The sequence below is a fragment of the Halorussus salilacus genome, from assembly GCF_024138125.1.
GTDB lineage: Archaea > Halobacteriota > Halobacteria > Halobacteriales > Haladaptataceae > Halorussus > Halorussus salilacus.
On the sequence record NZ_CP099993.1, the window covers coordinates 16,513 to 34,613 of the forward strand.

Here is an 18,101-nt window from a genome sequence, read left to right on the forward strand (position 1 = left end):
ATGACACGCAATACATCGCGCCGTCGCTTTCTGATGGCGACGGCCGCAGTCGGTGCCGCGGCGAGTTTGAACGTCGCGGTACTCGCACAGGACGACGGCGAAGAGTACATCCTGCTCGGCGGCAACACGCCGGGGTGGATACCGTACCGTCTGCCCGGCGACGAGTCGGCCGACGACGCCGAGGACAACCCGACGCTCGCGCTCGAAGCCGGAACGACCTACACGCTGGCGTGGGTGAACGTCGACGGACAGCCCCACAACGTCGCGATACGGGACTCCGAGGGCGAGAACCTGCAGGTCCTGCAGGTTCTCGACGACTTCGGCTCCGACCAGTTCGAGGAACTGAACCAGACCGAGGGTAACGAGACGGAGATGAACGAGACGGAGATGGGGGACAACGAGACCGACGGCAACGAGACGGCGACCACGGTCCCCGAGGAGGAGCTGGTGGACGCCACCGAGAACGTCACCGAGGAGGGCGCGGTCCAGGCCGTCCGGTTCACCGCCAGCGAGGAGATGGCGACCTACATCTGCGAGGTCCACCCCACCACGATGGAGGGCGACGTCGAGATAGAAGGCGGCGACGGGAACGGCGAGGAAAACAACAGTTCTGCGTAGTGACGCCACGCCGCGTTTCGGGGCGATTCGATTTCCGGCCGCTACTCGTTTTTCGGACTGCTCGGATGGTAGTCGGTGTCGTACTCGCCCGGCCGGTCGTCGACACGGTCGGGGTTGATGCGGCCGCCGAGGAGCATGAAGTCGGCGAGCGTCAGCGCCAGCATCGCCTCGACGACCGGGACGCCGCGGGGCGGGAGAACGGGGTCGTGTCTGCCGATGACCTGCTCCTCGCGTTCCTCGCCCGCCTCCCAGTCGACCGTGGTCTGGGGCTTGGGAATCGAGGTGGGCGCGTGGAGCGTGACCTCGCCGTAGAGGGGTTCGCCCGTGGTGATGCCGCCCTGCAGGCCGCCGTGGTCGTTCTCGACGGGTTGGGGGTCCCCGTCCTCGCCGAACTCCCACTCGTCGTTGCGTTCGCTCCCGGTGTACTCGCGTGCCTCCCTGCCGAGGCCGAACTCGAAGGCGGTCGTCGCCGGAACCGCCATCATCGCCTGCCCGAGTCGCGCCGAGACCGAGTCGAACCGGGGCGCACCGAGTCCGCGCGGGACCCCGCGGGCCTCGAAGTAGATGGACCCGCCGATGGAGTCGCCCGCCTGCTGGTACTCGTCGATGCGCTCGCGCATCTCCTCGGCGGTCTCGGGGTGAGCACACCGCACCTCGTTCTCCTCGCTGTGTTCGAGCATCTCCTCGAAGGAGACCTCGGGGGCCTCGATGTCGCCGATTTGGTCGACGTGGGCCTTCAGTTCGATTCCCTCGCGCGCGAGGAGCTTCTTCGCGACGGCCCCGGCCGCGACCCAGTTGACGGTCTCGCGGGCCGACGAGCGTCCGCCGCCGCCCCAGTTGCGCGTGCCGAACTTCGCCGAGTAGGTGAAGTCGCCGTGGCTGGGCCGGGGCGCTGTGATGAACGGCTCGTACTTCTCCGAGCGGGCGTCCTTGTTCTCGATGACCATCCCGATGGGCGTCCCGGTGGTGTAACCGTCCTGCAGGCCCGACTTGATGGAGACAGCGTCGGGTTCGCCCCGACTCGTGGTTATCATCGACTGGCCGGGCTTGCGCCGGTCGAGGTCGGCCTGCACGTCCTCCTCGGAGAGTTCGAGCCCCGCGGGACAGCCCGAGACGGTGACGCCCATGGCGTCGCCGTGGCTCTCGCCGAACGTGGTCACCTGGAAGAGGCGACCGAAGCGATTTCCGTTCATTACCGGGTGTTGGTCGGGCGGGCTATTTAGGGTTTGTAGAAGCCGCAAGCTTGGGCTACGAATCGGACGGGCCGACCAGTTCGTCCATCTTCGCGGCCGCGAACGGGACCAGCATCTCCTCGGGGTGGAGTCCGCCGTGCATTCCGACGTAGGCCAACTCGTCGGGCTCCTCGTCGCCCCACCAGACGCCGAGATTACGATGGGTGACCACCACGTCGCCGAGTCGCCGCCGGAAGGTCTCGGAGGGCGGCGCGTCCCCGAACAGTTCGCAGTCGAGGACCTCCTCGCGCGTGAACACCTTCGCGTCCAGATTCTCGCGGAGGAACGCCGCGGTTTCGGCCTCGCGTCCCTCCTGCAGATGCAGGTGGACGTTGCGCGGGCTCCCCGAGAACCGGACCGGGGTGCCGTCGTCGCGGCGCGCCAGCGCCGCGACGACCTCCTCGAACCCGTCGAGGTCCACGTTGCGCTCCGGGTCGGTGTTCACATGGCCGTGGTCGGCGGTCACGACGAGCAGGGTCTCCTCGGCGACCGCGGCGTCGAGTCCCGAGAGCGCCGCCGAGACCGCGTCGAATACCTCGCCGACCGTCTCGCGGTACGACTCCGAGCGGGTGCCCGACTCGTGGCCCGCTTGGTCCACGTCGTGGAGGTAGGCGTAACAGTACGACCGGTCGTCCTCACGGTGGGCCGCCCCGAGCGCGTCGCCGACGCGCTCGGGGAAGTCGGCCAGCGACTCGTAGGTGTACCTCGCCGCGCCCTCGGTGGTCGTCTCGAAGGGGACGACGTGGTGGGCCGACACCCCGGCGTCTTCGAGTTCCGGGTAGAGCGACGGAGCGGCCGAGACCTCCTCGGGGGCGAGGCCCTCCGGCTCCTCGCCGTCCTTCGTCAGGAAGGGCAAGGCCTCGAACTCTTGGTCGGCGCTCGGTTCGTAGACGTTCCACCCGATGACGCCGTGTTCGGCCGGGAGACTGCCCGTGTGGAAGGTGTGTATCGCCGCGGCGGTCTCGCTGGGGTAGGTGGCGGTCAGCGGGGTCACCCGCGCCGTCTCGGAGAGGCGACTCAGAAACGGGTGGGCGTCGCGAACGCGTCGCCACTGCTCGAATCCGAAGCCGTCGACCAGCACGACGAGGACGTTCTCCACCGCAGTGTCGACCCCCGCGAGCGTGTCGTCGGGGAGCGTCCGGCCGGTGTCGGCCCCCAGCACCGACGCGACGGTGTGGGGGACGTTGGCGAAGCAGTACCCCCCGTAATCGGGGAGGAGGGAGCCGTCCTCGCCGAACTCGGCTCGGAGCGACTCCGCGAGGTCGGTTCGAAGCATTCGACCGTCGATTGGGTGTCCCCCCGAAAGTACGTGTCGACTGCGTGCCAGTCCTTCGCAGGCTACGAGGAGCTACCGCTCGACCGTCGCCCCGAGGTCGTACAGCACGTCGAAGAAGTTCGGGAACGACACGTCGACGTGCTCGCCGTCCGAGACCACCGTCGGCCCGGAGCAGGCCAGCGCCGCCACCGACAGCGCCATCACGATGCGGTGGTCCCCCCGGCCGTCCACGACGCCGCCCGCCAGTTCGGAGTCGCCGCCCCGGACCGTCAGTACGTCTTCGTCCTCGTCGGTCTCCGCGCCCAGATGTCGCAGCTCCTCGGCCATCGCGCTCACCCGGTCGGTCTCCTTGTACCGGACGTGCTCGCAGTTGACGATGCGGGTCTCGCCGTCGGCGACAGCGCCGAGCGCCGCGATGGTGGGCAGGAGGTCGGGGGTGTCGCCCACGTCGACCTCGACGCCCGAGAGGGCAGAGCGCTCGACCGCGACCACGCCGTCGTCGCGGTTCCAGTCCACCTCGGCACCCATCCGTTCGAGGACGCCGACTATCGCGCTGTCGCCCTGTGCGCTGGGGTACGCGCCCTCGACCAGCACCTCCTCGCCCTCGTCGGCCGCCACGGCCCCCGCCGCGAGCAGGTACGAGATGGAGGAGAAGTCGCCGGGGACGTGGTACTCGCCGTCCGCGGGTTCGTAGGACTGGCCGCCCTCGACGCGGTAGGTCCCCCCGCCGTCGCCCTCGCCGCCGTCTCCCTTGCCGCCGTCTCCCTCGCCGATTCCCTCCTTTTCCGCCTCGACTCCGAACGCGTCGAGGAGTTCGAGCGTGATGTCGACGTAGGGTGCCGACTTGAGTTCGGTTTCGAGGTCGACCTCGACCCCCTCGTCGGTCAGCGCCCCGGCCATCAGGAGCGCGGAGACGAACTGCGAGGAGACGTCGCCGGGCATCGACACCGTCCCGCCAGATATCGCCCCCTCGATTACGAGGGGGGCCTGTCCGTTCCCGCGGGTGCTCCGGGCGCGCCCGCCGAGGGCCTCCACGGCGTCGAGCAGGGGGCCGTGGGGCCGCGAGCGCAGGGAGCCGTCGCCGGTCAGCACGGTCGCGCCGTCGGCGAGCGCGGCCGCCCCGGTCACGAGGCGCATCGTCGTCCCGCTGTTCGCGCAGTCGATGACGTCGGCCGGGACCTCGGGGCGGCCGTCGAAGCCGTCCACGTCGAGGTGGTCCGATTCCCGGGTCACGCTCCCGCCGAAGGCTTCGACCGCCCGCATCGTCGCCTTGGTGTCGGCGCTCACGAGCGGGTCGTGGACCAGCGCGCCGCCGGAGTACCCAGCGGCGAGGATGGCCCGGTGGGTGTAGCTCTTCGAGGAGGGCGCTCGCGCGACCCCCGAGAGCGTCGAGGGCTCTATCTCTACGTCCATGTCCGGCCAGACGGCCCGCCCCCGTATCAGGGTACCGGAGGTGGCAGGGTTCCCGGGTCTGGACCCCCGAACCGGGTCTGGACCCCCGAACCCGGTCCCGGCCGCGATTCGGTGACCGTGGTCCGGTGACCGCGGTCACCGGACCACGGTCACCGGAACCGTGGCGCGCCCCACGATGTCCTTGGCGGTGCTCCCGACCCGCCCCTCGTGCTCCTCGGAGAGGCCCCGATGGCCGACGAAGATGGCGTCGACGCCCTCGCGCTCGGCGTCGTCGGACTGCGTCCGACTGCTCGAAGGGCTTCGCCCTTCGGCGTACTCGACCAGTTCGTCGACCGGTTCGCCGTAGAGCATCCCCGCCTCGACCTCGACGCCCGCCCGGTCGCCGACCGCCTCGGCCTCCTCCAGCACCGCCTGCGCTTCGGTCTCGGCGTCCTCGATGTCCGCGGCGACGAGCGCCTCGTCGGCCTCGGCGAGGCTCGTCGGCGGGCCGTCGCCCCCCGCGAAGAACTGCTCGGGGACGACCACGGTCGCCGCCTCCACCTCGGCCCCGGTCGCGGCGGCGAGTTCGACCGCGTGCCGAAGGGCGTCCATGCTGGATTCTGAGCCGTCCACCGCGACGAGGTACTTCATGGTGGCCGATAGGACGCCGGAGGGCATTTGGATTGCGGCCGGGTCGGCGATGCGAGTCGGACCGAGGCGAGTCTCGGGTCCGGGAGGCCTTCGAGAGCGCGGTCGACGGCGACGACTCGGGCAGCGTCGACGCCCGGGACTACCGCGAGCGACTCGACGGCGAGGTGGTCCGGTACGAGGGGCGCAATTACACCACCAGCGCCCACAGCGTCGGCGACTGCGGCGGCGACCCGCGCGCGTTCGTCTTCCTCGGGGGCGGCGTCCTCGCGCTGTCGAGCATCCTGTTCGCGGCGCTGGGCGCGTTCGGGACGCTCCTGCGTCGTTACTCCTGAGCGCGCTCGCGGTCGGAGTCCGGCCCCTTCTCGCGGCCGTCCGTCAGTTCGCTCTCGTTCTCCAACGCGTCGGCGATGCGCTCGACCGCGACCACGAACCGGCCCGCGAGTTCGAGGAACTGCCACGCGAGGTAGGCCCCGAACAGCAGGAGGACGACCGCGATGCCGAGGAGGGGGCGGGACGCGATGACGACGCTGTACAGCAGAATCAGGAGACCGACGAGGGCCTGCAAGATTCGCAGACCCCTCCGCTCGTCGTTTCGGTCGGACATGTCGTCGGCGACACACTCCCGGCACGAGTACTTTCCGTTCCGACGCGGCGCGACCGGCGTCCGGCCCGCCGGACGCCGGTCGCGCGTGGTCCACTCCTCTCGGAGCGCCGGTCAGATTCCCTTGACCGTCTCGATAGCGCCGAGCGATTCGAGGGTCATCCAGAGCAGGAAAAAGGCGTACAGCGCCAGAAAGCCGTAGGCCTCGCGGTCGGTGAGTTCGAGGCCGGTCCGGGTGAACACGACGAACACGAGGGTCGCGAACGCCAGAAACCCCATCGTCGGGATGGCCGCCAGGAAATCGATGGTCGCCCGGCCCGCGAGCAGGACGCCGACCGGGATGGCGACGAGGAGGTTGAACGTGTTGCTCCCGAGGACGTTCGTGAGGCTGGTGACGTCCTCGTCGTTCCGGGCGGCGTTGACGCTGACGAACGCGTCGGGGAGGCTCGTCGCGGCCGCGATGACGGTCAGCCCCCACAGGAAGCTCGGGGTGTCGAAGAACCGCCCGAAGTCGAGCGCCGCGCGAACGATGCCCTCGACCCCGACCGCGATGAGCGCGAGCGACCCGACGAGCAGGGCCCACTGGCGGAGCGGGTTCACGTCGACCGACGCGGTGGCCTCGTAGTCGCTGGCGTCCTGCTGGTGGAGGAAGACGTAGATGGCGTAAGTCCCCAGCGGGAGCACCGCGAGCGGGGGCGTGAGGATGGCCTCCCTGTTGGTCCCGCCCGGGACGTAGGTCGCGCCGAGCGCGAACACGATGAACAGGACGAGCACGCTGATGATGTAGAACTGCGCGTCCTTGTGGACGATGTCGCGGGTCACTTCGAGCTTCTCGGTGGCGAGCGCCGACAGCGCCGGGATGACCAGCAGATTGAAGATGGCGCTGCCGACGATTGCGCCCACGCCCAGCGAGAACTCACCGTGGAGCAGGGTGCTGATGACGATGGAGCTGAGTTCCGGAAAGCTCGACCCGACCGCGACCACGATTGCGCCGTGGACCGCGACCGGAAGGCCGTAGTGCTTGCTGAGGCGCTCGGCCGAGGCTTCGAGGCGTTGGCTCCCCTTCCAGATGACCGCGGTCGAGACGACCGCGAGCGCGACGGCGACGAGGAGGCCGTTCATCGTGAAGATGTTGTCGACGCCGAGTGAAAGGCCGTTCCATTCGTCGTCGGTCCGAGCGCGCCGAAACCCGCATCGTTTTGGCCTCGGGGTCGCTCCCGTTCGGTATGGAACCCGACCTCTCGACGCTCGCAGACGCGCTCGAAGACGCCGGAGCCGACGGCTACCTGCTCGACGCCGACTCGGGCGACTCCGACCAGCTCTACCTCTCGGGCTTCGACGCGCCCGACGCGTTCGTCACCCTCTACACGCCCGAGGAGACTGCGCTGCTCGTGTCCGGACTGGAGTACGGCCGCGCCAAGAAGGAGAGTCGCGCCGACGAGGTGGCCCGCCTCGCCGACTACGACTACCCCGAACTGGTCGGCGAGCACGGCCGCGCCGGGGCCAAGAACCGAGTCCTCGCCGCGTTCCTCGCCGACCGCGGCGTCGAGTCGGTCGCCGCGCCCGAGCGATTCCCGCTTGGCACCGCCGACGCCCTGCGCGAGCAGGGCGTCTCGGTCGAGGTGCTCGACGGCGACGTGCTGACCGAGATCCGCGCAGTCAAGACCGACGAGGAGGTCGCCCACGTCCGCGAGGCCCAAGAGGCCAACGAGGCCGCGATGGCGGCCGCCGAGGACCTGCTCGCCGCCGCCGAAATCGAGGACGGCCTGCTGTACCACGACGGCGAGGTGCTGACCAGCGAGCGCGTCACCGAGGAGATAGAGGTCACCCTGCTCCGCCACGGTTGCGCGCTCGACGAGACCATCGTCGCCTCGGGTGCAGACGGAGCCGACCCCCACGACCGCGGGAGCGGCCCGCTCGAAGCCCACGAACCCATCGTAATCGACATCTTCCCGCGGAATAAGGCGAGCAAGTACAACGGCGACATGACCCGGACCTTCGTCGTCGGCGAACCCAGCGAGGAGGTCCGGCGGCGCTGGGAGGACACCCACGAGGCGTTCGAGGCCGCGCTCGACGCGCTCGGACCCGGCGTCACGGGCAAGGCGGTCCACGACGCGGTCTGCGACGTGTACGAGGAGAAGGGCTACGACACCCTCCGGAGCGACCCGAGCGCCGAGACGGGGTTCATCCACAGCACGGGCCACGGTATCGGGCTGGACGTTCACGAGCTCCCGCGGGTCAGCCCCGACGGCGGCGAACTGGAGCCGGGCCACGTCGTCACCATCGAACCCGGCCTGTACGACCCCGAGTTCGGGGGCGTCCGCATCGAGGACCTCGTGGTGGTCACCGAGGACGGTTACGAGAACCTGACCGACTACCCGATTCGCCTGCGGCCGGAGTAGTCCGAGCGAACAGTCCGAGCGAACACGAACATAGTCGTCGTCGCGCACGCGTCGCGTGCGCGGCGACGACCGACGCGATGCGAGTCCTTTTCCCGGCCTCGGTGCCTACCACCGAGTCATGACCGACGACGGGAGCTATCGCGTGCTCGGAGTCCCGGAGGCGGGCAGGCTCCGCCTGCTCGACAGGGAGACGTACGAGCCGGTCGTCACCGCGAGCGAGGGCCACGACGCGCCGGTCGCCGACCTCCGGCCGGGCTACCTCGTCGACGCCGACCTCGACTGGTCGGAGCCCGAGCCGACGGTCCGGTCGGTTTCGGTGCGCCGCCCGACCCTCTACGTCTTCGCCGACGACATCGACCCCGTGTTCGAGGCGGCCGAGCGGGCGTGGGCCGACGCGCGGGCGGCGGGCGAGTCGATGAACAGCCGGGTGACCCGCAACACCGACAGCGAGGTCAACGGCGTCCTCTACGTCTTCGCCGAGGGGGGTCGACCGGACACGTTCGAGTCGTTCCGCGACGGCGCGCGCCCGCTCGAACCGCTGGTCGACAGAGTGAACGAGCAGGAAGGGCAATCTCCGCGCGAGGTGTTTGCTCTCCGGCCCGCCGACGGGGAGTACGTGGTCGTCACCATCGCGCTCCGGAAGGGCGGCCGGTTCGCCGACACGCTCCGGGACACCTACGACCGACCGCGGCCCGACGAGCCGCTGGGGTAGTCCGAGTCCGAGCGACCCTCTTCGTGCCACCCCCTCGCGACGACCCCCGGCTTTTCACCCCGGCGCGCGCTGTCGGCCCCTCGTGGGCCGACAACCGCGCGAGGGGCGAGTATCGCAGGCGACGAGTGAAACGAGTCGCCGAGAAACGCAGTCGGTTGGGGAGGGCGTGGCCTGCGGTCGCGGTGCTGTGCGGTCTCCTCGGTACCGGAGGTAGCTAGCCCCGCCCGACCGATGAGGTCGAGTCGGCTACCGCTCCCGGCCCCGACGGTCTCACTCGACCAACGAATCAGCGCGTGACGGTACCCCGGTCACTCCGTCGCCTCCCCGCGTCGAACCGAGATACCGGAGAGCGAAAGCCCCCGTTCGTGGGCCGCGTTCATCACCGCGACGAGGAACTCTGTCGTGATCTCGTCCTCGGCGACGCCCTCCAAGAGGAGGTGTGTACGCTCCATCTACTGAACCTCCGTCGGTCGCCGGGTCGTCGTAAATCGATGCTGTCGAGCGGGAGCTTTTTGTCCCGTGTATGCATAGTGCGTCATGCTCTCGTACCTCAGTTACGGGAGCGTTCCGCGGACCCGGTGGCCCTTACACCGGTCCGTTTCGATTCACCGGGACCTCGCCGTGAGCGACTGGTCCGCGTTTCGCTTCCGTGACCGACAGTTCTGTTGGCCGGTACTTAGATGTTACCAACAAATCTGTATATTAAATATCCCGTACTGTATCTGGGCACGGTTCTATGAAAATAGTAATACGGGGTGCTGAGAGTGTGAAATCTAATGCGTCCGGCGCTTCCCGAGTGGATGACTCCGGTCGACCGGGACATACTGGAGCTACTGGAGAACCGCGGTAATCGGGAGTTGGTGCTGAATCCGCGGCTCATCGCGGAGAACACCGACTGGAAGCGCGCTACGATTCGGGAACACGTCAGAACCCTCTACGACCACGACTTGCTCGAATACTACGACGAATCCGGTTCGATTTACCAACTCTCGGAGAGAGGTCGGGCGTTTCTCGCGGGCGAACTGGACGCCAGCGACCTCGAATCCGACGAATAACACCTCGACGGTCTCGTCGCCGACGAACGGCGGTCCGTGACCCGCCACAACCGGGAAGTACGCGACCGTCGAATCCGAAGCGTATGCTACGAGGAGAGACGAGACGCGAGGACCGGCGGGAGGAAGGGTCGGCGAACGCGAACAGGAGGGGTCCCCTCGGGCGACTGCTCCCCTTCGCGCTCGCCTTCGTCGCTGGCTTCCTGTTCGGTCGGCGACGGGGCGGAGGGAGCGACGGCGGGGATGACGGCGGCGACCGAGACGGGGATGACGGCCGACTCGCCCGGCTCAGGTCCGTCCTCCCGGGCGGCGGTGAGGCCGGGGAGGCCGTACCGGAGGAGGCCGAGGAGCGGGCCGAAGCAGTCGAGGAGCGGGTCGAGGAGGCCGTCCCGAATGCGACGACGCCGGGCGAAACCGAGAGCGAGGGCGAAGCCGCCGACCAGCCGAGTTCGACGGGGAGCGTCGCGGGCGAGGAGTCGGCCGCCGAAGCCGAATCCCCGGACCTCCCCGACGAGGCGCAGGCCGTCGAATCCCCGACGACCCGGGGGATGCCGATGCTCGGCCTCGGCACCTACGGGATGGACGACTACGACGAGTGCGTCGAGGCGGTCACGACCGCCATCGAGATGGGGTATCGCCACGTCGACACCGCGGAGGGCTACGACAACGAGGACGCCGTGGGCGACGCCATCGCCGAGGCCGACGTCGAGCGCGAGGACCTGTTCGTCGCGACCAAGGTCAGCCCGGACAACCTCGATTACGACCACGTACTGACGAGCGCCGAGGAGAGCCTCGAACGCCTCGGACTCGACTATCTCGACCTGCTGTACGTCCACTGGCCGACCGGCGAGTACGAACCCCTCGACACCCTGCAGGCGTTCGCGGAGCTGCGCGAGGAGGGCGTCATCGAGGAGATCGGCGTGAGCAACTTCGAGCCCGAGCAACTGGCGGAGGCCGTCGAGGTCTCCGAGGAGCCGGTCTTCGCGAATCAGGTCGAGATGCATCCCCTGCTCCGGCAGACCGAACTCCAGTCGGTCTGCGCGCAGGAGGAGGTGGACGTGGAGCTCGTTGCCTACTCGCCCATCGCCCGCGGCGACGTGGACGACGTGGCGGAGTTGCAGGACATCGCCGAGGCCCACGACGCCACGCCCGCACAGGTGAGTCTGGCGTGGCTCCGCGAGAAGGGCGTCACCGCCATCCCGAAGGCCGCGAGTCGGGACCACCTCCGGGAGAACTGGCTGAGCCTCGCGGTCGAACTGGACGACGAAGATGTGGAGACCATCGACGCCATCGACGACGAAGAGCGCATCGTCGACCCCGACCGCGCGCCGTGGAACCAGTAGCAAACTAAGGCCGTTTAAGGTATTTTATCATAAAAGACCATTAACTTTATGCGGGCGAGCGCGGTCGGTCGGCACGCAATGGGACGACTACCCCGTCTCGGCGTGTACAGCGCGACTTCGGAACGTCCGTCCGACGACCCGATTCGACTCGGCGGAATCGGCCTCCGGAGCGGTGAGGGATGAGCGCCGAGGCCGACGAAGCCGACAGTTCGGGCGACGGAACCGAGCACGTTCCCGCTGGCAGCGAACCCGCCGAACCGTTTCCGACGCCGCCCCGGCGGTTCGGCGACCGCGAGGACCGGACGCTCCGACTGGGAGTATCCCACGACAGCGCCGCGCTGTCGGCGATGTACGACGACTTCGGCGTGGCCGACCGCGCGCAGGGGATTCCGCCCGCCGACCCCGACCGGCGGCGTCGCTGGCTCGACCGCATCGCTCAGGGAATCGAGGTCGTCGCCTGGCACGGCGACGACGCCGTGGGCCACGGCGTCCTGCTCGCGGGCGGCCCCGGCCACGAACTCGCGCTGTTCGTCCATCCCGAGTACCGCGGGGCGGGTGTGGGGACCGCCCTCGCCCGGACGCTGCTCGGCCGCGGTCGGGAGGCGGGCGTCGAGCGCGTCTGGCTGTCGGTCCGGCGCGGGAACCGCGCGGCTGTTCGGCTCTACCGGCGCGTCGGGTTCGCCCCGACCGGCGACGCCGCGGGCGAACTGGAGATGACGCGCCGACTCGGGTGAACCGACGAAGACCCACCGCCTCGGTTGGGGAGCGAACCCCTTTTGAGACCCGGGCGGCAAACGGGTACCGATGAACGCACTCGTCGTCGGGGCGGGCGAGATGGGCCGGTGGTTCGGCCGACTCGCGGCCGCGGAACTCGACGCGGCGGTCGCGTTCGCCGACGCCGACCCCGCGGTCGCGAGCGACGCGGCCGCGTCGCTCGCGACCGCCCGCGCGGTCCCGGTCTCGACCGACGAGCGATTCGACGCGGTCTGCATCGCAGTCCCCATCTCGGCGGCCGAGGAGGCAATCGCGGAACACGCCCCGAAGGCCGAGCGCGCCCTGCTCGACGTGACCGGCGAGATGGCCCGACCCGTGGCCGCGATGGCCGAGGCCGCGCCCGACCGCGAGCGCGTCAGCCTCCACCCCCTCTTCTCGGCGACCAGCGCGCCGGGCAACGTCGCGGTCGTCGCCGACGCGTCGGGGCCGATTACTGCCGCGATTCTGGACGCCCTCCGCGAGCGGGGCAACGCCGTCGTGGAGACGACGCCCGAGGAGCACGACGAGGCGATGGCGACCGTCCAGTCGCGCGCCCACGCCGCCGTCCTCGCGTTCGCGCTGGCGGCCGACGAGGTGCCCGAGGGACTCGCGACCCCCGTCTTCGAGGACCTCTCGGCGCTGGTCGAGCGAGTGACCGGGAACTCGCCCGGCGTGTACGCCGAGATTCAGGAGGCGTTCGGCGGGGCCGACGCGGTCGCCGACGCCGCCGCCAGACTCGCGGCGGCCGATTCGGAGGCGTTCGAGGAACTCTACCGGGAGGCCGGAGAATGACCGACGAGCGACGCGAGCGCATCCGCGAGAACGCGAAGTACCTCCGGAACGTCCGACCCGTCGACCCCGGGGAGGTCGCCGAGTACGTCGAGGGGCGGCCCCACCCCGCGGTCGTTCGCCGAATCCTCCGCGAGGAGGCGTTCTCGCTCGGACTCGTCGAGCGCGAGGACGGCACCTTCGAACCCGTTTCGGAGGAGGCGGTGACCCCGACCTTCCGGGGCGTCGAGTCGTTCCCGACCGAGTACGCCCGGGAACTCGAGGACCTGCTGGTCGAGCGGTTCGGCGCGAACTGGCAGCGCGACGAGTCGGGCGACCGACTCCGCGAGACCATCCGAAAGCTCAAGGAGGACTACTTCCGGAACAACCCGGTCGAGTACGACGGCCTCGCGGCGCTCGGGTACGCGCTCTACCACCTGCCCGACAACTACGCCGTCGTCCAGTACGTCCTCCACGAACTCGCCGAGAAGGGCCTGCTCGGCCGCAAGCTCCGGATTCTGGACGTGGGCGCGGGCGTCGGCGGTCCCGCGCTCGGGGTCCACGACTACCTGCCAGACGAGGCCCTCGTCGAGTACCGCGCGGTCGAACCCAGCGCCGCCGCCGAGGTGTTCGACCGCGTCGTGTCGGCGACCGGCCGGAACTTCCACACGACGCTCGTGCGCGAGACCGCCGAGGGGTTCGACCCCGGGGAGGGCGAAGAGTACGACCTCATCCTGTTCGCCAACGTCCTCAACGAACTCGACGACCCCGAGGCGGTCGTCGGCCGATACCTCGAGTACCTTGCCGACGACGGCGCGCTCGTCGCCATCGAACCCGCCGACCGCGAGACCGCCATCGGCCTCCGGGAGGTCGAGCGCGCACTCGTGGACGACGCCGGGGTCGCGGGCGTCTACTCGCCGACCCTCCGGCTCTGGCCGGGCGAACGCCCGACCGACCGCGGGTGGTCGTTCGAGGTGAAACCCGACTTGGCGGTCCCCCACTTCCAGCGCCGACTCGACGAGGCCGGGGGCGCGACCGGCGAGTTCGTGAACGTCGACGTGCAGTACTCCTACGCCATCCTCCGGACCGACGGCGAGCGCCGGGTCGAGTTCACCGGGGACCCGGAGCGGTCGGCGAAGATGGCCGAGATGGACCGCCACGTCACCCGGCGCATCGACCTCGTGGCGGTGAAGCTCAGCCGGTCGCTCGCTGAGGGCGAGCGCAACCCCGTGTTCAAGGTGAGCGACGGGAGCGAATCGACCGACCACTTCGCGGTGCTGACCACCGAGACCGGGCTGAACCGGGGGCTCCTGGAGGCCGAGTACGGCGACCTGCTCTCGTTCGAGCAGGTGCTGGTCCTCTGGAACGACGACGAGAACGCCTACAACCTCGTCGTGGACGAGGATACGGTGGTCGACCGGATTCCAGCGCCGGTGTAGGGTTCGGAGTTTCGTTCCGGTGAGTCCCGGCGTTTCTCGGATTTCCACAGCTCACGGGACGCGCCGCGCGCTCGGTCGCGGTCGCGGTGCGGGACGCGACCGAGTGCGCACGCGGGGAGGTCCGGGGGCGCGGTTGCGGTGGGGGCGCGGTCGCGGTGCGGTGCGGTCCTCATCGGTACCGGGAGTAGCTAGCGTCACGCGTCTGGACCTCTTCTCGAACACGTCGGAGCTAGCTTCTGCCGTCACCTAGGAGACCGCACCGCACCGCGACCTCAGGCCACGTCCTCCCCAACCGACTGCGTTGCTCGGCGACTCGTTTCACTCGTCGCCTGCGCTACTCGTCCCTCGCGCGTGTCGGCGCGGCCCAACACAGCCGGGCCGCGCCAGCACGCGCCGAGTGGAATGGTCGGATAGTTACGCCCCGGAAGCGAGGGCTTCGAGACACCTTGCCCGAAAGCGAGGGCTTCGAGACACCCTGCCCGGAAGCGACGGCTTCGAGACACCCCGCCGAACGTCCTCGTCACAGCCCCCGGCCACGATTGCCGACTCGGCGGGGTTTTAGCCCGCCCGGCCTCTAGCCCGGGTATGGCCGACACCTTCCGCTCGTTCGAGGGGCTCCGCGGCGCGCTCGCCGACGCGGAGTTCGACCGCCCGCCAGCGCTCGTGGCCAACGCCCACGTCACCGGCTTGAGCGTGGCGCGCGCGCTGAAGGCCCGCGACGTGCCCGTGATCGCCATCGACCGCAACGAGAAGGGGGTCGCGCCCTACTCCGAGGCGGTGGACTTCGCGGGCCGGGTGACCTACCCGCTCGACGACGAGGACGGATTCCGCGAGGACGTGGAGGCGCTCGCGGCCGAACTGGACCGCGAGCCGGTCGCGTTCGGGTGCATGGACGAGTGGGTCCACGCGTTCTCTCGGACCGACCCCGAGGGCGTCCGGCTCCCGTTCGCCGACCGCGACACCGTCAACGCCGTGCTTGACAAGGAGTCGCTGTACGCCGTCGCCGAGGAACTGGGCGTTCCGTACCCCGAGACGTACCGCATCGCCGAGACCGACCCCGGAGAGACGGGCGGCGAGTCGGGCCCGGAGCCCCGCCGCGACAGCGTCGCCGCCGAGGAGGCCGCCGACCGCCTGGAGTTCCCGTTCGTCCTCAAGCCTGCCCTCAAGCGGAAGTTCGAGGAGGCGGTCGGCACGAACGTGATCGAGGTCGGAGACCGCGCGGAGTTCCTCGACGTGGTCGAGAACGCCCGCCGGGAGGGAATCCGCGTGATGGCTCAGGAGAAGGTCCCGACCGTTCGGGGCGAGGACCACTCGCTGGCCTCCTACGTCCCCGAGGACGGCGACCCGGTGAGCGTCGTGGGCAACGCGAAGGTCCGGTATCCGCTGGGCTACGGCACGTCGTGCGTGGTCGAGCGCGCCGACGCCCCCGAAATCGAGGAGAACGCGCTGGCGGTCCTCGACGAGACGGGCTACCACGGCATCAGCGAGGCCGAGTTCGTCTACGACGGCGCTCGGGAGGAGTACGTCCTGCTCGACGTGAACACCCGGCCGTGGAAGTGGATATCGATGCCGGTGCAGGCGGGCGCGAACCTCCCGCTCGCGGCCTACAGCGACGCAGTGGGTGAGAAGTACGAACCAGACGACCCCAGAGACGCGACGTGGGTGTACCTCGCCGACTACCTCAATCTGCTCGGGAGCGACCCGACGTTCACCGACGTGCTGGGTCGCTCGGAGTGGCTCTCGCTACTCTCGGGCGAGTTCGAGACGCGTCCAGACCTCGTGACCGGCGTGTACCGGCCCTCCGACCCCGGCCCGGCCTACCAGCTCCTGCGGACCGAGTTCGGGACGCAGGAGTACTACTGCTCCTGCTGAGCGCCGCGAACGGCGTCGTTCTCGCCCGCCCGCTCGCGGTCGAACGAAATCGCTTTACCGCGAAGATGCCACCCACCGAGTGTGACTCGGGTCTGTCTCGTCGGGTCGGCGGGCGTCGACCTGCGCACCGAACTCGTCTCGCGGGAGACCGCCCGCGAGGCGCTGTCGACCTACGACCTCCGCGAGCCGTTCGACAACTCGCTCGCGCTCGAAACCATCAGCCTCGGCTCAGCCGTCGCGTTGCTGAACGACCTCAACTGGTACCTCGTCCGGTTCGCCGACGACGCGCTCGTGCTGGAACCCAGCGTCAGCGAGACCGAGTGGCTGTCCCGGGACCTCGCGGCGGCGGTCCGCGACGGCGCGGTCGACCCCGAGACGACCGACGAGTACCTCAAGGTCTACGGCCTGACCGAGGACGGCGAGCTGGTCGAGCCGATGTTCCTGACCCGCCGCGACGGCGAGATGCCCGACTACGACCTGCGCGACGTTGCGGATACGGTGGTCGTGCGCGTCACCGAGTCGGAGTTCGGCGGGTAGGGTCGCGTTCGCCGTCAGGCCTCGCGCTCGTTCTCGTCGACGTGGTCGGCGAGGTCGTCGACCAGTTCGCGGAGTCGGTCGGTCTCCTCGGCCGACCACCCGAAGTACAGCCACGTCCCGTAGTCGTCGCGCCTCCGACCCATCGGCCGCCGTTTTCGGTGGACTCGCGCGTCGGGGAACGAGTCGAGCGCCCGGTCGCGGCCGTCGGCCGCGACCGGGCGGACCCTGCAGACCCACCGCGAGAAGAATCGTCTCGCCGAGCGAGACGGGTCAGACCTAGACCAGCGTGAGGTTCTCGGCGGCCTCCCTCGCCCGCTCGTAGAGGCTCTCGGGTTCGGCGCGGTCGACGATTTCCGGCGTGGCGTTCGTCTCGGGGAAGTCGGGCGCGATGCGGTTGCACCCGGCCGGAATCGTCGAATCTTGGTAGGTCCCGATTTCGCGGGCCAGCTCGGTGATGTCGGGCTTGTCCATCGTGAGCAGGGGGCGGTAGACTGGGAGGTCGGTCGCCATGCTCGTCACGCCGAGGTTCCGGGCGGTCTGGGAGGACTTCTGGCCGATGGCCTCGCCGGTCACGATTCCGGCGGCGTTCTCCGCCTCCGCGACGTGCTCGGCGACTCGGTACATGAACCGCCGGTAGACCAGCATCCGGGCGGGGCCGACCGCCTCGGCGAGGAGGTCCATGGCGTCGCCCGCGGGCACCTTCCGGACGCGCATGTCGTAGTTGGGGGCGTAGTCGGCGAGTCGCCGGACGGTCTCGACCGCGCGGGCCTCGTGGTCCGGGCCGCCGAAGTCGCCGAGGTCGAGGTAGACCGGCACGATGGGCGACCCGCGCTTCATGACCTCCCATCCCGCGACGGGCGAGTCGATGCCGCCGCTCATCAGCGCGACGACCTTCGCCTGGCTTCCGAGCGGGAGGCCGCCGGGGCCGGGCCGGTTCTCGGTGAAGACGAACGCCTCGTCGGCCCTGCACTCGACCGAGAACGTGGTGTCGGGGTCGTCGAGGTCCACCTCGGGGTCGGGGAGTTCGCCCCAGACGGCCGCGCCGCCCGCCTCTTCGAGGTCCTTGCTCGTGAAGGGGTGGGCGTCGGCCGTGCCCGCGCGCCGGGCGCTGACCGCGAAGGTGTCGCCGACCGCCTCGCGGTTCTCGCGGGCGGTCCGGGCCAGCGCCTCGACGATGGCGTCCTCCTCTGCCGGGACGACGAGTGCGGGACTGGCCGACTGGACGCCGAAGGCGTCGGTCGCGGCGTTCGTCGCCGCGTCGACCGACTCGGGGTCGGCGTGGACGAAGATGCGCGACCAGCGTCGCTCGACCGTCGCGTCGATGCACCGGTCGTCGACGAGTGCTTCGATGTTGTCCCGGAGCCGTCGCTCCATCTGGGCCTGCACCTTCCCGCTCTTGACGCCCACGTCGGCGTGGCGGACGAGGACCGTGTCGGCTCCCGGCGGTCGCATG

General features: G+C 69.8%; 20 protein-coding genes. 11 read left to right on the forward strand and 9 right to left on the reverse strand.

All coding sequences use genetic code 11. The features are described from left to right. Positions 1 to 33: 33 nt before the first annotated feature. Positions 34 to 618, forward strand: coding sequence for a plastocyanin/azurin family copper-binding protein (locus tag NGM10_RS00110; RefSeq protein ID WP_253480425.1), 585 nt, complete (start codon positions 34 to 36; stop codon positions 616 to 618). 41 nt (positions 619 to 659) lie between these two features. Here the strand turns inward: NGM10_RS00110 and aroC are convergent, their stop codons facing one another. The 4 genes from aroC to NGM10_RS00130 all read right to left on the reverse strand — a co-directional run bounded on the left by aroC (position 660) and on the right by NGM10_RS00130 (position 5,169). Further along, positions 660 to 1,811: a chorismate synthase gene (gene aroC / locus NGM10_RS00115; RefSeq protein WP_253480428.1), complete on the reverse strand. Its 1,152-nt coding sequence runs from the start codon at positions 1,809 to 1,811 to the stop codon at positions 660 to 662. A 55-nt stretch (positions 1,812 to 1,866) separates the two neighbouring features. Beyond that, entirely contained in the window at positions 1,867 to 3,126 is a 1,260-nt protein-coding gene (locus tag NGM10_RS00120) for an alkaline phosphatase family protein (RefSeq protein ID WP_253480431.1), read from the reverse strand. Between the two features lie 72 nt (positions 3,127 to 3,198). Continuing rightward, entirely contained in the window at positions 3,199 to 4,539 is a 1,341-nt protein-coding gene (aroA, locus tag NGM10_RS00125; RefSeq protein WP_253480434.1) for a 3-phosphoshikimate 1-carboxyvinyltransferase, read from the reverse strand. Between the two features lie 135 nt (positions 4,540 to 4,674). After that, positions 4,675 to 5,169 carry a universal stress protein gene (locus NGM10_RS00130; protein ID WP_253480437.1) on the reverse strand — a complete coding sequence of 165 codons (495 nt, stop codon included), beginning with the start codon at positions 5,167 to 5,169 and terminating at the stop codon, positions 4,675 to 4,677. Between the two features lie 32 nt (positions 5,170 to 5,201). Between NGM10_RS00130 and NGM10_RS00135 the strand changes: the two genes are divergently transcribed. Next, positions 5,202 to 5,501, forward strand: a complete 300-nt coding sequence (locus NGM10_RS00135) for a hypothetical protein (protein ID WP_253480440.1) — start codon at positions 5,202 to 5,204, stop codon at positions 5,499 to 5,501. Here NGM10_RS00135 and NGM10_RS00140 read toward each other — a convergent pair. Both NGM10_RS00140 and NGM10_RS00145 read right to left on the reverse strand, forming a co-directional pair. Further along, positions 5,492 to 5,773, reverse strand: coding sequence for a DUF8066 domain-containing protein (locus NGM10_RS00140; protein ID WP_253480443.1), 282 nt, complete (start codon positions 5,771 to 5,773; stop codon positions 5,492 to 5,494). The genes NGM10_RS00135 and NGM10_RS00140 overlap by 10 nt on opposite strands. Before the next feature lie 111 nt (positions 5,774 to 5,884). After that, the gene (locus NGM10_RS00145) at positions 5,885 to 6,892 is read right to left on the reverse strand and encodes a sodium:calcium antiporter (protein WP_253480446.1); all 1,008 of its coding nucleotides are present in this window, start codon (positions 6,890 to 6,892) and stop codon (positions 5,885 to 5,887) included. Positions 6,893 to 6,996: 104 nt separating this feature from the next. Here NGM10_RS00145 and NGM10_RS00150 point away from each other — a divergent pair, with 104 nt between their 5' ends. Further along, the gene (locus NGM10_RS00150; RefSeq protein WP_253480449.1) at positions 6,997 to 8,172 is read left to right on the forward strand and encodes a M24 family metallopeptidase; all 1,176 of its coding nucleotides are present in this window, start codon (positions 6,997 to 6,999) and stop codon (positions 8,170 to 8,172) included. Between the two features lie 118 nt (positions 8,173 to 8,290). Further along, positions 8,291 to 8,884, forward strand: a complete 594-nt coding sequence (locus tag NGM10_RS00155) for a DUF6663 family protein (RefSeq protein ID WP_253480452.1) — start codon at positions 8,291 to 8,293, stop codon at positions 8,882 to 8,884. Positions 8,885 to 9,192: 308 nt separating this feature from the next. Here NGM10_RS00155 and NGM10_RS00160 read toward each other — a convergent pair whose 3' ends face one another. After that, a complete protein-coding gene (locus NGM10_RS00160) occupies positions 9,193 to 9,336 on the reverse strand; it encodes a hypothetical protein (RefSeq protein ID WP_253480455.1) in 144 nt (47 codons plus the stop codon). Positions 9,337 to 9,660: 324 nt separating this feature from the next. Here NGM10_RS00160 and NGM10_RS00165 point away from each other — a divergent pair, with 324 nt between their 5' ends. From NGM10_RS00165 to NGM10_RS00195, 7 genes are all read left to right on the forward strand, one after another. Next, positions 9,661 to 9,939, forward strand: a complete 279-nt coding sequence (locus NGM10_RS00165; RefSeq protein WP_253480457.1) for a winged helix-turn-helix domain-containing protein — start codon at positions 9,661 to 9,663, stop codon at positions 9,937 to 9,939. A 545-nt stretch (positions 9,940 to 10,484) separates the two neighbouring features. Further along, positions 10,485 to 11,279: an aldo/keto reductase gene (locus tag NGM10_RS00170; RefSeq protein WP_253483890.1), complete on the forward strand. Its 795-nt coding sequence runs from the start codon at positions 10,485 to 10,487 to the stop codon at positions 11,277 to 11,279. Between the two features lie 179 nt (positions 11,280 to 11,458). Beyond that, positions 11,459 to 12,013, forward strand: a complete 555-nt coding sequence (locus NGM10_RS00175; RefSeq protein WP_253480460.1) for a GNAT family N-acetyltransferase — start codon at positions 11,459 to 11,461, stop codon at positions 12,011 to 12,013. Between the two features lie 70 nt (positions 12,014 to 12,083). Then, on the forward strand, positions 12,084 to 12,824 hold the full coding sequence (locus NGM10_RS00180; protein ID WP_253480463.1) for a prephenate dehydrogenase/arogenate dehydrogenase family protein: 741 nt from the start codon (positions 12,084 to 12,086) through the stop codon (positions 12,822 to 12,824). Further along, positions 12,821 to 14,239, forward strand: a complete 1,419-nt coding sequence (locus NGM10_RS00185) for a small ribosomal subunit Rsm22 family protein (RefSeq protein WP_253480466.1) — start codon at positions 12,821 to 12,823, stop codon at positions 14,237 to 14,239. Before NGM10_RS00180 ends, NGM10_RS00185 begins: the two co-directional genes overlap by 4 nt. 585 nt (positions 14,240 to 14,824) lie before the next feature. Beyond that, entirely contained in the window at positions 14,825 to 16,111 is a 1,287-nt protein-coding gene (locus tag NGM10_RS00190; protein ID WP_253480469.1) for a carboxylate--amine ligase, read from the forward strand. A gap of 81 nt (positions 16,112 to 16,192) precedes the next feature. Further along, positions 16,193 to 16,648 carry a DUF5804 family protein gene (locus tag NGM10_RS00195; protein WP_253480472.1) on the forward strand — a complete coding sequence of 152 codons (456 nt, stop codon included), beginning with the start codon at positions 16,193 to 16,195 and terminating at the stop codon, positions 16,646 to 16,648. Positions 16,649 to 16,662: 14 nt separating this feature from the next. On the opposite strand, the gene NGM10_RS18145 is transcribed toward NGM10_RS00195, so the two are convergent. Together NGM10_RS18145 and NGM10_RS00200 are read right to left on the reverse strand one after the other, a co-directional pair. Then, entirely contained in the window at positions 16,663 to 16,791 is a 129-nt protein-coding gene (locus tag NGM10_RS18145) for a hypothetical protein (RefSeq protein WP_256504311.1), read from the reverse strand. A gap of 133 nt (positions 16,792 to 16,924) precedes the next feature. Next, positions 16,925 to 18,100: a tRNA sulfurtransferase gene (locus NGM10_RS00200; protein ID WP_253480475.1), complete on the reverse strand. Its 1,176-nt coding sequence runs from the start codon at positions 18,098 to 18,100 to the stop codon at positions 16,925 to 16,927. Position 18,101 lies beyond the last annotated feature (1 nt).

What these genes read in the sequence shown, in the direction of transcription:
- NGM10_RS00110 (WP_253480425.1), top strand. Translation starts at nt 34, where the DNA reads ATGGCGACGGCCGCAGTCGGTGCCGCGGCGAGTTTGAACGTCGCGGTA.
- aroC (WP_253480428.1), bottom strand. Translation starts at nt 1,811, where the DNA reads ATGAACGGAAATCGCTTCGGTCGCCTCTTCCAGGTGACCACGTTCGGC.
- NGM10_RS00120 (WP_253480431.1), bottom strand. Translation starts at nt 3,126, where the DNA reads ATGCTTCGAACCGACCTCGCGGAGTCGCTCCGAGCCGAGTTCGGCGAG.
- aroA (WP_253480434.1), bottom strand. Translation starts at nt 4,539, where the DNA reads ATGGACGTAGAGATAGAGCCCTCGACGCTCTCGGGGGTCGCGCGAGCG.
- NGM10_RS00130 (WP_253480437.1), bottom strand. Translation starts at nt 5,169, where the DNA reads ATGAAGTACCTCGTCGCGGTGGACGGCTCAGAATCCAGCATGGACGCC.
- NGM10_RS00140 (WP_253480443.1), bottom strand. Translation starts at nt 5,773, where the DNA reads ATGTCCGACCGAAACGACGAGCGGAGGGGTCTGCGAATCTTGCAGGCC.
- NGM10_RS00145 (WP_253480446.1), bottom strand. Translation starts at nt 6,892, where the DNA reads ATGAACGGCCTCCTCGTCGCCGTCGCGCTCGCGGTCGTCTCGACCGCG.
- NGM10_RS00150 (WP_253480449.1), top strand. Translation starts at nt 6,997, where the DNA reads ATGGAACCCGACCTCTCGACGCTCGCAGACGCGCTCGAAGACGCCGGA.
- NGM10_RS00155 (WP_253480452.1), top strand. Translation starts at nt 8,291, where the DNA reads ATGACCGACGACGGGAGCTATCGCGTGCTCGGAGTCCCGGAGGCGGGC.
- NGM10_RS00160 (WP_253480455.1), bottom strand. Translation starts at nt 9,336, where the DNA reads ATGGAGCGTACACACCTCCTCTTGGAGGGCGTCGCCGAGGACGAGATC.
- NGM10_RS00165 (WP_253480457.1), top strand. Translation starts at nt 9,661, where the DNA reads ATGCGTCCGGCGCTTCCCGAGTGGATGACTCCGGTCGACCGGGACATA.
- NGM10_RS00170 (WP_253483890.1), top strand. Translation starts at nt 10,485, where the DNA reads ATGCCGATGCTCGGCCTCGGCACCTACGGGATGGACGACTACGACGAG.
- NGM10_RS00175 (WP_253480460.1), top strand. Translation starts at nt 11,459, where the DNA reads ATGAGCGCCGAGGCCGACGAAGCCGACAGTTCGGGCGACGGAACCGAG.
- NGM10_RS00180 (WP_253480463.1), top strand. Translation starts at nt 12,084, where the DNA reads ATGAACGCACTCGTCGTCGGGGCGGGCGAGATGGGCCGGTGGTTCGGC.
- NGM10_RS00185 (WP_253480466.1), top strand. Translation starts at nt 12,821, where the DNA reads ATGACCGACGAGCGACGCGAGCGCATCCGCGAGAACGCGAAGTACCTC.
- NGM10_RS00190 (WP_253480469.1), top strand. Translation starts at nt 14,825, where the DNA reads ATGGCCGACACCTTCCGCTCGTTCGAGGGGCTCCGCGGCGCGCTCGCC.
- NGM10_RS18145 (WP_256504311.1), bottom strand. Translation starts at nt 16,791, where the DNA reads ATGGGTCGGAGGCGCGACGACTACGGGACGTGGCTGTACTTCGGGTGG.
- NGM10_RS00200 (WP_253480475.1), bottom strand. Translation starts at nt 18,100, where the DNA reads ATGCGACCGCCGGGAGCCGACACGGTCCTCGTCCGCCACGCCGACGTG.